12 protein-coding genes are annotated in these 15,094 nt (G+C 71.2%); 5 read left to right on the top strand and 7 right to left on the bottom strand.

Going from position 1 to position 15,094, the window contains the following annotated elements:
* The first annotated feature begins 4 nt into the window (after window positions 1-4).
* Both cobN and AB0O34_RS00280 read left to right on the top strand, forming a co-directional pair.
* A complete protein-coding gene (gene cobN / locus AB0O34_RS00285; RefSeq protein WP_363910925.1) occupies window positions 5-3,700 on the top strand; it encodes a cobaltochelatase subunit CobN in 3,696 nt (1,231 codons plus the stop codon).
* An 83-nt stretch (window positions 3,701-3,783) separates the two neighbouring features.
* Window positions 3,784-4,395: an amino acid transporter gene (locus tag AB0O34_RS00280; RefSeq protein WP_363910923.1), complete on the top strand. Its 612-nt coding sequence runs from the start codon at window positions 3,784-3,786 to the stop codon at window positions 4,393-4,395.
* Here the strand turns inward: AB0O34_RS00280 and AB0O34_RS00275 are convergent, their stop codons facing one another.
* Window positions 4,396-5,658, bottom strand: coding sequence for an MFS transporter (locus tag AB0O34_RS00275; protein ID WP_363910921.1), 1,263 nt, complete (start codon window positions 5,656-5,658; stop codon window positions 4,396-4,398). It abuts the gene before it with no gap.
* 81 nt (window positions 5,659-5,739) lie between these two features.
* Between AB0O34_RS00275 and AB0O34_RS00270 the strand changes: the two genes are divergently transcribed.
* The gene (locus AB0O34_RS00270; RefSeq protein WP_363910919.1) at window positions 5,740-6,660 is read left to right on the top strand and encodes a LysR family transcriptional regulator; all 921 of its coding nucleotides are present in this window, start codon (window positions 5,740-5,742) and stop codon (window positions 6,658-6,660) included.
* A gap of 61 nt (window positions 6,661-6,721) precedes the next feature.
* Here AB0O34_RS00270 and AB0O34_RS00265 read toward each other — a convergent pair whose 3' ends face one another.
* The 6 genes from AB0O34_RS00265 to AB0O34_RS00240 all read right to left on the bottom strand — a co-directional run bounded on the left by AB0O34_RS00265 (window position 6,722) and on the right by AB0O34_RS00240 (window position 11,945).
* Window positions 6,722-7,633, bottom strand: a complete 912-nt coding sequence (locus AB0O34_RS00265) for a transglutaminase-like domain-containing protein (RefSeq protein ID WP_363910917.1) — start codon at window positions 7,631-7,633, stop codon at window positions 6,722-6,724.
* Between the two features lie 157 nt (window positions 7,634-7,790).
* Complete coding sequence (locus AB0O34_RS00260) at window positions 7,791-8,804, bottom strand: cation diffusion facilitator family transporter (RefSeq protein ID WP_363910915.1); 1,014 nt, start codon at window positions 8,802-8,804, stop codon at window positions 7,791-7,793.
* Entirely contained in the window at window positions 8,797-9,174 is a 378-nt protein-coding gene (locus AB0O34_RS00255) for a metalloregulator ArsR/SmtB family transcription factor (RefSeq protein WP_363910913.1), read from the bottom strand. The genes AB0O34_RS00260 and AB0O34_RS00255 overlap by 8 nt, the downstream gene beginning before the upstream one ends.
* Window positions 9,175-9,329: 155 nt before the next feature.
* On the bottom strand, window positions 9,330-9,914 hold the full coding sequence (locus tag AB0O34_RS00250) for a carbonic anhydrase (protein ID WP_363910911.1): 585 nt from the start codon (window positions 9,912-9,914) through the stop codon (window positions 9,330-9,332).
* Between the two features lie 95 nt (window positions 9,915-10,009).
* Window positions 10,010-10,393, bottom strand: coding sequence for a hypothetical protein (locus tag AB0O34_RS00245; RefSeq protein ID WP_363910909.1), 384 nt, complete (start codon window positions 10,391-10,393; stop codon window positions 10,010-10,012).
* Between the two features lie 415 nt (window positions 10,394-10,808).
* The gene (locus AB0O34_RS00240) at window positions 10,809-11,945 is read right to left on the bottom strand and encodes a lytic polysaccharide monooxygenase (protein WP_363910907.1); all 1,137 of its coding nucleotides are present in this window, start codon (window positions 11,943-11,945) and stop codon (window positions 10,809-10,811) included.
* Between the two features lie 385 nt (window positions 11,946-12,330).
* Between AB0O34_RS00240 and AB0O34_RS00235 the strand changes: the two genes are divergently transcribed.
* On the top strand, window positions 12,331-12,960 hold the full coding sequence (locus AB0O34_RS00235; RefSeq protein ID WP_363910906.1) for a uridine kinase: 630 nt from the start codon (window positions 12,331-12,333) through the stop codon (window positions 12,958-12,960).
* A 120-nt stretch (window positions 12,961-13,080) separates the two neighbouring features.
* Window positions 13,081-14,991 carry an asparagine synthase (glutamine-hydrolyzing) gene (asnB, locus tag AB0O34_RS00230; RefSeq protein ID WP_363910904.1) on the top strand — a complete coding sequence of 637 codons (1,911 nt, stop codon included), beginning with the start codon at window positions 13,081-13,083 and terminating at the stop codon, window positions 14,989-14,991.
* Window positions 14,992-15,094 lie beyond the last annotated feature (103 nt).

The following is a 15,094-nucleotide window of genomic DNA, read 5'->3' as shown; positions in this document are numbered from 1 at the left end:
TGCCGTGCGCCATCTCCCCGTACTTCTGCTGTCGACCTCCGACACCGACCTGCTGAGCGCACGCGCGAGCGGCGCCCCGTACCGCCTGGGCAATCCCGCGCGGCTCACCGCCGAAGACCTCACCCCACTGCTGGACGGCGTGGAGCTGGTCGTCGTCCGCCTGCTCGGCGGGCGGCGGGTGTGGGAGGAGGGGCTGGACCACCTGCTGGCGGGACCGCGCCCTGTCATCGTGCTCGGAGGTGAGCAGGCTCCCGACGCCGAGCTGATGGAGCTGTCCACCGTGCCCGGTGGGGTGTGCGCGGAGGCGCACGCCTACCTCGCGCACGGCGGCCCGGCCAACCTGGCCGAGCTGCACAGATTCGTGTCCGACACGGTGCTGCTCACCGGGTACGGCTTCGCCGCCCCCGAGCCCACGCCCAGCTGGGGCGTCCTGGACCGGACCACGGGCGCCGGGTCAGGTGGCCCCGGTAGCGGCAGGGACGGCGAGTCCCCAGGGGGCTTCGGAGGCCTGCCTGAAGATGATGGGCGGCCGGTGGTGGGGGTTCTGTACTACCGGGCTCACCATGTGGCGGGGAACACGGGGTTCGTCGAGGCGCTGTGCGCCGCGATCGAGAACGCCGGGGGACGGGCGCTGCCCGTTTACTGCGCGTCGTTGCGCACCGCCGAGCCCGCCCTGATGGAGGTGCTCGGCCGGGTGGACGCGCTGGTCGTCACCGTGCTGGCGGCGGGCGGCACCCGTCCCGCCACCGCCTCGGCGGGCGGCGACGACGAGGCCTGGGACGTGGGCGCGCTCGCCCGGCTCGACGTCCCGATCCTGCAGGGCCTGTGCCTGACGGGGGACCGGGAGACCTGGGCGGCCGGTGACGACGGGCTGTCCCCGCTGGACGCCGCCTCCCAGGTGGCCATCCCGGAGTTCGACGGGCGGATCATCACCGTGCCGTTCTCCTTCAAGGAGGTCGACGAGGAGGGCCTGACCGTCTACGTGGCGGACCCCGAGCGCGCCGCCCGGGTCGCCGGCATCGCCCTGCGGCACGCCACCCTGCGGCACGTGCCACCGGCGGACAGGCGGATCGCGGTGATGCTGTCGGCCTACCCGACCAAGCACGCGCGGATCGGCAACGCGGTGGGCCTGGACACGCCCGCCAGCGTGGTGCGCCTGCTGGCGGCCATGCGCGCGAGCGGGTACGACATCGGGCCGCAGGGCGACGGCGGCCTGCCGGGAGTGGACGCCCAGGACGGTGACGCGCTCATCCACGCGCTCATCGCCGCGGGCGGCCAGGACCAGGACTGGCTCACCGAGGAGCAGCTCTCGGGCAACCCCGTGCGCATCTCCGCCGCGCGTTACCAGGCCTGGTACGCCACGCTCCCCGAAGACCTCCGCGCCAGGATGGAGCGCCACTGGGGGCCGCCGCCCGGTGAGCTGTTCGTCGACCGTTCGAGCGACCCCGGCGGGGAGATCGTCCTGGCGGCCCTGCGCGCCGGCAACGTTGTGGTGATGGTGCAGCCGCCGCGCGGGTTCGGCGAGAATCCCATCGCGATCTACCACGATCCCGACCTGCCGCCCAGCCACCACTACCTGGCCGCCTACCGCTGGCTCCAGGACGGGTTCGGCGCGCACGCCGTGGTGCACGTCGGCAAGCACGGCAACCTGGAGTGGCTGCCCGGCAAGTCCGCCGGGATGTCGGCCTCCTGCGGGCCGGACGCCGCGCTCGGCGACCTGCCGCTGATCTACCCCTTCCTGGTCAACGACCCCGGCGAGGGCACCCAGGCCAAGCGCCGCGCCCACGCCACCCTGGTCGACCACCTGGTGCCGCCCATGGCCCGCGCCGACACCTACGGCGACATGGCGCGGCTGGAGCAGCTCCTCGACGAGCACGCCTCCATCGCGGCGATGGACCCCGCCAAGCTCCCCGCGATCCGCGCCCAGATCTGGACCCTCATCCAGGCCGCCCGGCTCGACCACGATCTCGGACTGGACGACAGGCCGCACGACGCGGAGTTCGACGACTTCCTGCTGCACGTCGACGGCTGGCTGTGCGAGGTGAAGGACGTGCAGATCCGCGACGGCCTGCACGTGCTCGGCCAGGCGCCCGTGGGACAGGCCAGAAGCGACCTGGTGCTGGCGATGCTGCGCGCCCGGCAGATGTGGGCCGGGGCCGAGGCGCTGCCCGGCCTTCGCGAGGCGCTCGGCCTGGCGGAGGACGGCACCGCCGGGCGGGCCGGCACCGACGAGGCCGAGACGGTCGCGGCGGCGCTCGTCCGGGGCATGGAGGACCGGGACTGGGACCCCGGCGCGGTGGAGGAGGTCTGCGCGGCCGTGCTCGGCGCGGCCGTACCGCCGCTGGCCGGCAGGATTTTGGAGTTCGCGGCCACCGAGATCGTCCCCCGGCTGGCCAGGACCACCGACGAGATCGACGCGGTGCTGCACGCGCTCGACGGGGGGTACGTGCCGGCGGGGCCCAGCGGGTCGCCGCTGCGCGGGCTGATCAACGTGCTGCCCACCGGCCGGAACTTCTACTCCGTGGACCCGAAGGCCGTGCCGAGCCGCCTGGCCTGGGAGACGGGACAGGCCATGGCCGACTCGCTGCTCGCCCGCTACCGCGCCGACACCGGCGACTGGCCGCGCTCGGTGGGCCTGTCGATCTGGGGGACCAGCGCCATGCGCACCTGCGGCGACGACGTGGCCGAGGTGCTCGCGCTCCTCGGCGTGCGGCCGGTGTGGGACGAGGCGTCCCGCCGGGTCACGGGCCTCGCGCCGATCCCGCAGGAGGAGCTGGGCAGGCCCCGCGTGGACGTCACCGTCCGGATCAGCGGCTTCTTCCGCGACGCGTTCCCCCACGTGGTCGTGATGCTGGACGACGCGGTGCGGCTGGTCGCGGGGCTGGCGGAGCCGGAGGAGGTCAACTTCGTACGGGCGCACGTGGTGGCCGACCGCGCGGCCCACGGCGACGAGCGGCGGGCCACCACCCGCGTCTTCGGGTCCAGGCCCGGCGCCTACGGCGCGGGCCTGCTGCCGCTGATCGACAGCAGGAACTGGCGCGACGACGCCGACCTCGCCGAGGTGTACGCGGTGTGGGGCGGCTTCGCCTACGGCAGGGACATGGACGGCACGCCCGCGCGACAGGACATGGAGGCCGCCTACCGGCGCATCGCCGTGGCCGCCAAGAACGTCGACACCCGCGAGCACGACATCGCCGACTCCGACGACTACTTCCAGTACCACGGCGGCATGGTCGCCACCGTGCGCGCCCTGACCGGCAAGGCGCCCGCCGCCTACATCGGCGACAGCACCCGTCCCGACGCGGTCCGCACCCGGACGCTCTCGGAGGAGACGGCGCGGATCTTCCGCGCCCGGGTGGTGAACCCCCGCTGGGTCGCGGCGATGCGACGGCACGGGTACAAGGGGGCGTTCGAGCTGGCGGCGACGGTCGACTACCTGTTCGGGTACGACGCGACCACCGGCGTGGTGGCCGACTGGATGTACGACAAGCTCGCCGCCACCTACGTGCTGGACCCGGAGAACCAGCGGTTCCTCGCCGAGTCGAACCCGTGGGCCCTGCACGGCATGGCGGAACGCCTTCTGGAGGCGGCCGGGCGCGGCATGTGGCAGCACCCGGACCCCGAGATCCTGCACGACCTGCAGGAGGTCTACCTCAAGGTCGAGGGCGACATCGAGGGGGGCACGGACGACCCCGCCTGAGGCGGTACCGCGCCGGGAAACAGGATGACGCCGATTCTCAAAGATCCCGGCAAGGACGGTGATCAAGCGCGAAGATGTCGGGCATGATCCGCCGGGAGACGCCGTGGGGAACCTGGGATCCCGCGCCGCTTTCAGATGTCGCCGCGCACTTCTCGATCCTGCCGGAACCCTGGTGGATCGCGGGCGGTTATGCCATCGAGCTGGCGCTGGGCCGTTCGTTCCGGGAGCACGGGGACATCGACGTCCTGCTGCTCCGCCGTGATCAACTCGCCGCGCAGCGGGCGCTGCCGCACTGGGAGTGGTGGGCCGCGGACCCTCCAGGGGTCCTGCGGCCCTGGGCGCCGGGTGAGATCCTGCCCGAGACCGCCCACGACATCTGGTGCCGCCTCGGGCCGGACGAGCCGTGGCGGATCCAGGTGATGCTCGACGAGTCCGACGGCGACGAGTGGGTCTCGCGGCGCGCCCGCCGGGTGCGGCGCCCCATCGATGAGCTGGGCCTGGTCTCCCCGGCGGGCATTCCCTACCTCGCGCCCGAGGTCCAGCTGTTCTACAAGGCCAAGCGCCCCCGCGCCAAGGACGAGCAGGACTTCACCGAGACCCTGCCCGCACTCGACGGCCACCAGCGCGACTGGCTGGCGCGTGCGATCGCGGAGGTGTACGGCGAGCATCCCTGGACCGCCTGTCTCGGCGCCTGATCAACGGGCGGCGCCGCGCCGCGCGGCCGGGTCGAAACGGCGGGCCAGGAGCACGAGCACCCCGGCGGCCGCGGTGAGCGCGATCGAGATGACGATCACGTTGAGCCAGCCGCCGGTCTGCCACTGGTGGGTGGCGATCGCGCCGAACGCCGAGCTGCCGAGGTAGTAGGCCAGCAGGTAGAGTCCGGACGCCTGCCCGACGCCGACGCCGACGCGATGGGCCCTGCCCGCGACCCACCCGCTCGCCAGCGAGTGGGTGCCGAGGAACGCGAAGGTCAGCACGCCGAGCCCGGCCACGACCACGGCGAGCTGGGCGGGGATGGTGAGCAGTACCCCGGCGAGCAGGAGACCGACGCCGATCAGGGCGGCGGGGCCGCGCCCGAGCCTGGCCGCGACCCGCCCCGCGGCGTGCGGCGCGAACAGGCCCACGGGGTAGGCGAGGAACACCAGCACCGCCGCGCTGCCCAGCAGGTAGGGCGCGGCCTCCAGGCGGAACGCCATCGCGTTGTACAGGCCGACGAACGCGCCCATGATCGTCGCCCCCACGAGGCACAGCATGACGAGGGCCGGATCCCGCAGGGTCAGCCAGGTGTTGCGCAGGATGCTCATAGGCCGGGGGCTGGACCGTACGAACCGGCGGGACGGCGGGACCAGGGCCCAGAGCCCGGCGGCGGACACCACGGTCAGCAGCCCGACGGCCAGCGCGGCGCCCTGCCAGCCCCACAGGGCGTTGAACGGCCCCGGGAGCAGCCGGCCCGCGGCCCCGCCCACCGCCGTGCCCGTGATGTACGCGGCGTTGGCGCGCAGGTGCGCCCCGCTGTGGATCTCCTCGCCCAGGTAGGCCATCGCCACCGCGGGCAGCCCGGCCAGCGCGACGCCTTCGAGGCCCCTGATGACCAGGAGGCTGTGCCAGGTGGGCGCGAAGGCGGCGGCGATCCCGAGCACCGCCGACCCGGCCAGCGAGATCCGCATGATGCCCACGCGCCCGACGACGTCCGAGATCGGCCCGACGAACAGCAGCGTGCAGGCCATGGTGATCGTGGTTAGAGACAGCACCGCCGCCGACGACGACGCCGACACCTGGAAGTCCCTGGCGACGCTCGGGAGCAGCGGCTGGACGTAGTACAGGGCCATGAAGTTGGCGAACCCGCCCAGCATCAGCCCGTACATGATCCGCCGGTAGGCGCGGTCGCCCGGCCGGTACCCGTCGTGGGCGTGGTGCCGGGGCAGGGCGGTGGTGCGGTCGGGGAGGGTCGTCGTCACCCGGCCGATGCTGCCCCTCCGGCCCTGATGCTCAAAATGCACATTTTGACACTGCTGATGCGTGACCAGCATCATCGCTGCATGGACCTGCAAACGCTGCGCTGGTTCCTGTCTCTTTGTGACACAGAGAACATGCGGGACACGGCCGCCGCCGAGAGGGTCAACCAGTCGACGGTGTCCCGGTCGCTCGCCCGGCTGGAGGCCGATCTCGGGGTCGAGCTGTTCCACCGGCACGGGCGAAGGCTGGCCGTCAACCGGTTCGGCGCGCTGTTCCGTGACCACGCGCGCCGGGCGGTCGGCGACCTGGACGCCGCCCGCCGGCGCATCGGCGCCCTGGCCAACCCCGACACCGGGCTCATCCGGCTCGGCTTCCTGCATTCCGTGGGCCGGTGGCTCGTCCCGGAGCTCCTGCGCGACTACCGCGCCGTCACACCCGGCATCCGGTTCGAGCTCCATCAGGGCTTGACGCGGGAACTGTTCGCCTGGCTGCGCACCGGGGACATCGACGCGGCGCTGGTCACCCCGCCCCGCGACGACGGCGACGCGCTCTGGCACCAGCTGCGGGACCAGCAGCTCTGCGTCGCCCTGGCCGCCGACCACCCGCTCGCGGGCGTGCCGGGGCTCGCGCTCAGGGACGTACGCGGCGAGCCGTTCATCGCCTTCGCCCAGACCACGGACATGCGCCGGGTGATCGACAGGCTGTGCCAGGACGCCGGGTTCGCGCCCGTGATCGCTTTCGAGAGCGAGGAGATCGCCACGGTGCGGGGGCTCATCAGCGCCGGGCTCGGCGTGGGCATACTGCCGCGCCCGGCGGTGCTCGAACACGACGACCCCGTCTACCGCCCGCTCGACCCGGAGCAGCGGCGGCCGATCGGCCTTGCCTGGCACCCGAGCCCGGCGCCCACGGCGGCCACGGCGAGGTTCATCGAGCACCTGCGCCAGGGCGGCGGCGCGGATACCGGCATGCGCGATGGCACCCGCGACCGGGGTACTCAGACCTGAACGCCCGACGGGGTGACCGCTCCGCGAGGCTCGGACGCCTGACCTGGGTGCCGGAGTGGGGTCAGGAACGCAGGGAGACGGTCCTGGTGCCCGCGTAGGTGGTGTGGGAGATGACGGCCGACGGGGTGCGCAGGCCGGGGTTGGCGAGGAACAGGCTCCGCAGCCGGGCGAACGGGCCGCCGTCGCTCTCGGCCTCGGCGACCGTGTCCAGCAGTTTCAGCTCTGCGTCGTGGAGATCCTTGTGGAACCTCTCGGCGAGGTCCCAGCCGTCCCACGGCAGCACCTCCACCTTGTTCAGGGCCGCCAGGTCGCGTACGACGTTGCTCTGGACGAAGTCCATGCCCGACAGGTTGATGAACGACACCCCGAACTTCTCCGGATCCGACCGCCCGGCCCGGCAGTCCCGCCAGGCGTCGCCGGCCACGAGGAACTCGTCTCTGGGCACGTCCATCGGGTCGAACGAGATCTTGAGCGCCTCCATCAGCTCCGGCGCGGGAAGCTGGGCGTCGACCAGGGTCCATCCGCGCTCGGCGTTCCAGTACTCGGCGACCCAGTGGTCCTCGTGGAGTCCGGCGATGAAGTAGGAGGCGAAGCCGCAGCGGATGCGGGCGGGCGTGCCCGTGCTCCGCAGCAGGGAGCACAGGACGAGCGCGAAGTCGCGGCAGGTTCCGGCGAACCGTTTCTCCGGCGGACGGGCGACCGTGAGGGGATCTCCGTCCCGCTCGGTGATGATGCTCAGGATGGCGGAGACATAGCGCGTCTCGGCCTCGTTCTTGCGGTGGTCCGGGAGGGTGAAGCCGAAGACGGGCGTCTCCTCCCGGTGGATGAGGAGGTTCCGGACGACCAGCGCCAGCGCGGACGGGTCGGTGGGAATGCCGTCCAGCCTGCCGAGGTCACCGGGGTCGCTGAAAACGCTGTGGGCGAGATAGAAGGCCTGCTCTTCGGCTTCGAGCGTGTGACGTGCGTCGGTCATTGTCGCCTTCCCTCGCTGTAGACCCGAACCGCGCGGCCTTAGCTTGACGGGAATTAACGGCAAATGTCCACAATATCGTTTGTAAATTTGGCGGAACCAGAACCTGGACCGGCCGAGTCCCCCTGACACCACGCGCCCCACGATCGCGGGAGCGGGGTCAGCGTCGTTTCGGATGGGGCGCGGCGGGCGTGTCGCGCCGATGCGTGGGGCCGTGCGGATCGGCGCAGTGCGCGTCGCCCTGGCCGATGGTGAGCAGCTCGGGAGTCGCGTGGTCGACCTGCAGGGTGGTGTGCCCGATGCCGTACTGGTCGTGGACCAGGCGTTCGGCGGCCACCCGTACGGCATGGCAGTCGGCGCCCGGCATCACCAGGATGTGCGCGGACAACGCCGCGTAGCCGGAGGTGACCTCCCAGATGTGCAGGTCGTGCACCTCCACGACGTGCTCCAGCTCGGCCGTCTTCTTGCCGATCTCGGCCGGGTTCATCCCCGCGGGCGCGGCCTCCATGAACACCCTGCCCGAGTCGCGCACGAGGCCCCACCCGGCCTTGAGCATCAGCGCGGCGACCACCAGGGCGGCGATCGCGTCGGCCCGGCCCCAGCCGGTGAGCCAGATCACCAGTCCGGCGATGGTCGTGGCCACGAAGGCGTAGAGGTCGTTGAGTATGTGCTGGAAGGCGCCCTCGACGTTGAGGCTCGACCGGTTCGCCCTGCTGAGCATCCAGGTGGCGGCGACGTTGACCGCGATACCGGTCAGGCCGGTGAAGACGACGTACGCTCCCTCGACCTCGGGGGGCGTGATCAGGCGCCCGATCCCCTCGTACACGAAGTAGGCGCTCAGCAGGAGCAGAGTGATGCCGTTTATCTGCGCGGATATGATCTCGGCACGTTTGAGCCCGTAGGTGAAGCCGCCCTGCGGCGGGCGCTGGGCGATGCGCATCGCGACCAGCGCGAAGACGATGGCGATGGCGTCGGTCAGCATGTGGCCCGCGTCGGAGATCAGCGCCAGCGACTGCGCGATGAAGCCGATGACCACCTCGACGGCCATGAAGCCCACGATGAGCACGAGCGCGCCGGTCAGGTAGCGGCGGTCGGCCTCGGCGCTGACGCCGTGCCCGTGCCCGTGGCCGTGCCCGTGGCCGTGCCCCTGTTCGCCGCCGGATCCGTCACCCATCGCCGAGCTCCCCCTCCGTGTGTCTCGCGTGGGTGATGGCCAGGTCGAACAGCATGCGCACGTGGGAGTCGGCGAGCTGGTAGTAGGCCATCCGCCCGGACCGGCGCACCTTGACCACACGGCGCATCCGGAGCAGCCTCAACGCGTGGGAGGCGCCCGACATGCTCTGGCCGGTCGCGGCGGCGAGGTCGCACACGCACATCTCCCCGCCCTCCAGCAGCGCGGCCATCATCCGCAGCCGGCCGGGATCCGCCAGCAGGCCGAACACCTGGGCGAGATCCTGCACCGTCTCCTCGGAGGGGAGCGCCCGGCGGACCGACGACACCCGCTCCGCGTCCACCACCGGCACCGAGCACGCGTCGGGCTCCATCGTTACAATGCTTGAACGATCCTTCATATATCGAAGTGTAGGAAACGGCACTCCCGCTGTCGACTCCCCGAGTGCGCCACGGCAGGGACGCCGTGCCGTACCGGAGCCGGGCGGTACGGCACGGGGGGCGTCAGCCGGTCATGGCCGGGTGAGGATCACAGCGGCGTGAAGGTCCCGGTCTCCGGCCGGTAGTTGGACACCACGCCGGTGTGCACCTCGTAGAACCAGCCGTGCAGGCGCAGCCGCCCGCCGGCCAGGCGCCTCGCCACCCGGGGGTAGCGGCGCAGCTTGTCGAGCTGGGCGATGAGATGGGCGCGCCCCGGCTCCTCGTCCCCGGTCACCCGCGCCTCCCGCCACCGGTGGGTCTGGAGCAGCCACCAGCGCGTGGTCGGGGCCGAGCGGAGCGTCCAGGACCGGATTCGGCCCTGGACGGCGCCGCAGTGGGTGTGGCCGCACACGATCAGATCCTCCACGCCGAGGATGTTGACCGCGTACTCGATGGTGGCCGCCTCGGCCGTGAGCCGGCCGAGGCGGTAGGGCGGGATGACGTTCCCCGCCGTGCGCAGCTCGAACAGCTCCCCGGGCCGGGCCCCGGTGATCAGCGAAGGGATGACCTGCGCGTCGGAGCAGGTGATGAACATCGCCTGGGGCGAGACGCCCTCTGTCAGGGGGGCCGCCTGTTCTCGGCCCCCGCTGATCCTCTGGTGGAAAGTGCGGGCATGGTCGATCAACGACTGCATGGAAGTGGACTCCTTCGTGCTGATGACGGGCATGGAAGACCGGCCGGACGCGCGGGCACGCCCGGTCCCCGCGTCGTGCGCGGAGAGCCTTCTGATCAGCAGCGGAAGATCGGCAGGCGCGGCCCCGACGCCCGCGTCCATCGCAGCGCGGAGACGGCCGCGCCGTACTTGTGGGTGGCGGAGGCCGATCTCGGCAGGGCGCCCGGCCTCCGTGACGCGTGCCCGGTACGTGACGGCGACTGGGGAGGCTTCACCCATCCGGCGGCGCAGGGATGCCCCGCGGGCTTCGGGCAACCGTCGTGGTCGATGTCCTCGGAAGCGGGCAGAGGGGCGGTGTCCGGCGGTGCGTCGGCCGATGGAACGACCGGCCACACCTGGGCGACCAGCGGGCCGCCGAAGTGACCGCCGTGCGGAATGATGCCGTGGAGGAGCAGGATAACGGCCGCCACGGCCACGAAGGTGCGAAGAGCCGCCCGCACCTCAGATCGTCGCTCCGTCAACGCATCGCCCCACTACTTATAGCATGCAGTTGACTACCCATAGTAGTCGAGGGGGCTCGTTCCGTACATCGGCTGTTTGGCAAAGGCGCTGGTCACACCGTCGAGCGAGCAGATCGGCGATGCGGAACCCCTGTGGTGAAGGGATTCCCGCGGCACGGCCTCTCTCGATCACGACACGGCATCCGCGGGCCATCCGGTGTTGTGTCGCAAGCGCGACGACGTCGGGGACGCGGTTACCCTCGTGCCGGCCAGGAGGGCGTGCGGTTCCGGTCCGGGGGGACGGTCGGGCTCATGGATCACAGCGAACATGACCCGGCTCGCGCGGTGCGGGAACTCCACCGCGCTTTCACCAGGTGTTCACCGAGCCCGCCGTCCTCCCCTCACCGGTTTCCTCCTATGGGCTGGTGCAGGTGAGGGCCGGAGTCCCGGCCGTGCCGGACGCCACGTACCCGAAGGCGGTGGAGCCGTTACCCGCGATGGTGCGGTTGTAGTCGGCGTTCTTGACCGTGATGGCCGATCCGCTGACGGTGTACGTGCCGTTCCACAGGCTGTTGATCGTCGTACCGCTGGGCAGGGTCCACTTGACCGTCCAGCCGTTGATCGAGGCGCTGCCGTTGTTCTTGACCGTGACCTCACCCTGGTAGCCGCCGGACCAGGAGCTGGTGGTCTTGAAGGTGGCCGAGCACGCGCCGGTGCCGACGGTCGGGGTGGGGGTGGGGGTCGGGGTCGGCGTGGGAGTGACGGTCGGCGTGGGGGTGGGCGTGGGGGTCGGGGTCACCGTGGGGGTGGGGGTGGGAGTCGGGGAGGGTCCTCCGCTGCCGGGGCCGACGCCGGTGACCTGCCCGTTGCCGCCGTCGAAGACGACGTCAGAGCAGCCGTAGAAGGTCTCCTGGCTGTCCGACCGCTGCCACACCGAGTAGATGATGTGCCGCCCGCTCTTGCCGGACGGGAGCGTCGCGTTCCAGTAGTAGTAGGAGTCGGCGTTCCCCGGCGATCCCACGCTCGGCGGGTCGGGGGCGGTGTAGAACGGGGTGCTTTCCAGGTCGCTCCAGGCCAGCGGGCGGGTGGGGCTCCAGCTGTCCTTGGTGATGTAGGTGCGGAAGGACCCCGGGTGCGCGGCCCACTTGTTGTACCTGAACTGGATGTTGGCACCCGCGGTCAGGTGGGTCACCGGCCAGTCGTTGCGGGCGAGGTCGAAGCCGCTGAAGTCGTACACGACCGCGCCGCCGCTGCACAGTTTGCCGTCGGGGATGAAGCCGCTCGTACGGCCCGCGCCGTCGGAGCGCAGCACGGCGAACCAGTTGTACAGGGAGTTGGAGCCGCTCTGCGCGACCGCCGCCGCGCAGGCCGGGTTGTTGGGCACGATCGCGCCGTTGGAGGTCAGCCCGTCCTTCCAGCACAGATAGGTACGGCTGCCGGGCATCATCATCGCCCCGTGCGCCGACGCCATGCCCGGGAACAACGCGACCACGAGCAGGGTCGCTATGGCCGCGGCGGCGCCGGCGAGCGTGATCTTTCGTCGCTTTCTCATGGAACACCTTTCGAGGGGTTACGACGTAGGCCCCCGGCAAGCCTTTGACGCCCATGGCGGCAGCACGCCCGCACGCTCGAGCACGTCACGGACATCAAGCACGTCAAAAAGTCACCGAGGACCTGGTGAAGTAACCGGTCGTCGCCGTGGGGCGAACAAGCCGTCGACTGCCGACCAGCGATGCGAAAGCGCTCACGCGTAACGAACTGTAGGCCGCCGCCTCTGAGGTGGGAATCCACCCTGGACCCCGCCGGGCGTGACCTCGGGGGACCGGCGCTCCCTTCGCAGCTAGCGGCCATGATCGGCGCGGGAGTGCGCCGCACGCCGGATGAAACGGCATGAAATTTTCGCGGATCCCACTCCGGAGATCGGACAGGATGGTGGGGTGGACGTACGCCCCATCTCGCCCTCGGCGCTGGTCGAGGAACTCGCCGATCGCATAGCCGGCGCCCCCGGGGACACCTGGGTGAGGGTCGCGCTCGACGGCGCTCCGGCGGCACGGCCGGGAGAGCTGGCCGGGGCGCTGGTCGCCCCGCTGCGCGTCCGCGGCCGCGAGGTCCTCCGCGTCTCGGCGGCCGACTTCCTGCGCCCGGCGTCCCTGCGCTTCGAGTACGGCCGCACCGACCCCGACGCGTTCTACGACGACTGGCTCGACCACGGTGCCCTGTCGCGTGAGGTCCTGAACCCCCTCGAACCCGGCGGCTCGGGCAAGGTGCTGCCGACCCTCTGGGACACCACGATCGACCGGGCCACACGAGCGTCCTACGTGACCATGCCGCGGGGCGGGGTGCTGCTCGTGGACGGGGCTCTGCTGCTCGGCCGCTGGCTGCCGTTCGACGTGACCGTGCACCTGTGGCTCTCGCCCGGCGCGCTGGCACGGCGGACCGGCGAGGACCAGCGGTGGACCCTGCCCGCCTACGCCAGGTACGAGGACGAGGCCGCGCCCCTGGACACCGCCGACGTGGTGGTCCGCGTCGACGATCCCCGGCACCCCGCGATCGTCACCGCTCCCTGAGATCCTCCGGGTGCGGCCGAGGTCGCGGCCCTCGGGATGGCCGCCCGGCCCATCACCATTAGGCGGGCGGGTGGGGTTGCCGTGGTCCGGGGCGGGGCATACAGGGGGCCTGGTGGCCGTTTGACCAGGTATAACTTCCTGCTTCCGGCGAGACGTGGGGTCGTCGAGATGTGCGGAATCTGTGGGTGGGTGGACTTCGAGGCCGATCTCCGGGAGTCACGCGACACGCTGCGGGACATGACGGAGACCATGGCCTGCCGGGGCCCTGACGACGAGGGAATGTGGGTCTCCCCGCACGGGGCGCTGGGACACCGGCGGCTCGCGATCATCGACATCGAGGGCGGACGCCAGCCGATGGTCGTCGAGGAGGACGGCGAGGTGCTGGCCGTCCTGACCTACAGCGGCGAGGTGTACAACTTCCAGGAACTGCGCGTCGAGCTCGGCGCGCACGGTCACCGGTTCCGCACCCGCAGCGACACCGAGGTCGTCCTGCGCGCCTACCTCGAATGGGGGGCCGATCTCGGCAGCCGCCTGAACGGCATGTACGCCTTCGGGATCTGGGACGCACGCAAGGACGAGCTAGTCCTCGTACGCGACCGGCTCGGGATCAAGCCGCTCTACTACTACCCGACCCCGACCGGCGTGCTGTTCGGCTCGGAGCCCAAGGCCATCCTCGCCAACCCGCTGTCCCAGCCGCCCGTGGTCGACGCCGAAGGGCTCAGGGAGCTCCTCGCGTTCGTCAAGACCCCGGAATGCGCGATCTACCGGGGAATGTACGAAGTGCGTCCGGGTGGGGTGGTCACGGTGAGCCGGCGGGGGGTGTCGAAGGACCGCTACTGGCGGCTGGAGTCCCACGAGCACACCGACGACCTGCAGACCACCGTCCAGACCATTCGCGGCCTGCTGGACGACATCATCGAGCGGCAGCTGATCTCCGACGTTCCGCTCTGCACGCTGCTGTCCGGCGGCCTGGACTCCAGTGCCGTCACCGCGCTCGCCGCGAAGGCGCTCAGGGCCCACGGCCAGGGCAAGCTCCGCTCGTTCTCCGTCGACTTCGTCGGCTACACCGAGAACTTCAGCCCCGACGAGATGCGTGACACACCGGACACCCCGTACGTCCACGACCTGGTCAAGCACCTGGAGGACCTCGGCGTCGAGCACACCGACATCGTCCTCGACTCCGCCGAGCTCATGGACCCGAAGGTACGGGCCGCCGTGCTGCGCGCCCGTGATCTGCCCATGGGCATCGGCGACATGGACACCTCGCTCTACCTGCTGTTCAAGGCGATCAGGGCCTATTCGACGGTCGCGCTGTCGGGGGAGTCGGCCGACGAGGTCTTCGGCGGCTATCGCTGGTTCCACGACCCGGAGGCCGTGAACTCCGGCACGTTCCCGTGGCTGGCGGCCCAGGGTGGCGCGCGGTTCACCGCCCTGGAGGAGATCCTGGACCCCGATCTGCTGGCCAAGCTGGACATCCCCGGGTACCGCGCCCAGCGCTACCGCCAGGCGCTGGAAGAGGTGCCGCGCCTGCCGGGGGAGAGCGGGCTGCAGGAACGCATGCGGGAGATCAGCTACCTGCACCTGTCCCGGTTCGTGCAGATCCTGCTCGACCGCAAGGACAGGATGAGCATGGCCGTCGGCCTGGAGGTGCGCGTGCCGTTCTGCGACCACCGGCTGGTGGAGTACGTCTTCAACACGCCCTGGTCGATGAAGACCTTCGACGGGCACGAGAAGAGCCTGCTCCGTGCCGCCGTGGCGGACGTGCTGCCGCGTTCGGTCCTGGAGCGCCGCAAGAGCCCGTACCCCTCGACGCAGGACCCCGCCTATGAGAAGGCCCTGCGGGAGGAGGCGGCCCGCCTGCTCGAGAGCGGGCACCTCGCCGCGGAGCCGATGATCGACATCGCCAAGGTCCGGTCCATGCTGGAGCAGCCACAGGGCACGGTCAGCCGCCACGACGTCCGCGCCGCCCTCGAAGGACTCCTGCAATTCAACGCCTGGCTTGAGTGGTATCAGGTACGCATCAACGTCTGAGGGTTGGGCTCCCGCGTACCCGCGACGCCACTGCCTATCGTCACGTGCCGCTCGTACACAGGCAGCAGTGTGGGCGGCTTGTCGCGGTGAAGGATCGCACGGC

Source organism: Sphaerisporangium sp. NPDC088356 (genome assembly GCF_040685555.1).
Classification (GTDB): domain Bacteria; phylum Actinomycetota; class Actinomycetes; order Streptosporangiales; family Streptosporangiaceae; genus Sphaerisporangium.
The sequence above is the reverse complement of the archived record's forward strand: the minus strand, read 5'-3'. Positions and strand labels throughout refer to the sequence as shown.

What these genes read in the sequence shown, in the direction of transcription:
- AB0O34_RS00280 (WP_363910923.1), top strand. Translation starts at nt 3,784, where the DNA reads ATGATCCGCCGGGAGACGCCGTGGGGAACCTGGGATCCCGCGCCGCTT.
- AB0O34_RS00270 (WP_363910919.1), top strand. Translation starts at nt 5,740, where the DNA reads ATGGACCTGCAAACGCTGCGCTGGTTCCTGTCTCTTTGTGACACAGAG.
- AB0O34_RS00265 (WP_363910917.1), bottom strand. Translation starts at nt 7,633, where the DNA reads ATGACCGACGCACGTCACACGCTCGAAGCCGAAGAGCAGGCCTTCTAT.
- AB0O34_RS00260 (WP_363910915.1), bottom strand. Translation starts at nt 8,804, where the DNA reads ATGGGTGACGGATCCGGCGGCGAACAGGGGCACGGCCACGGGCACGGC.
- AB0O34_RS00255 (WP_363910913.1), bottom strand. Translation starts at nt 9,174, where the DNA reads ATGGAGCCCGACGCGTGCTCGGTGCCGGTGGTGGACGCGGAGCGGGTG.
- AB0O34_RS00250 (WP_363910911.1), bottom strand. Translation starts at nt 9,914, where the DNA reads ATGCAGTCGTTGATCGACCATGCCCGCACTTTCCACCAGAGGATCAGC.
- AB0O34_RS00240 (WP_363910907.1), bottom strand. Translation starts at nt 11,945, where the DNA reads ATGAGAAAGCGACGAAAGATCACGCTCGCCGGCGCCGCCGCGGCCATA.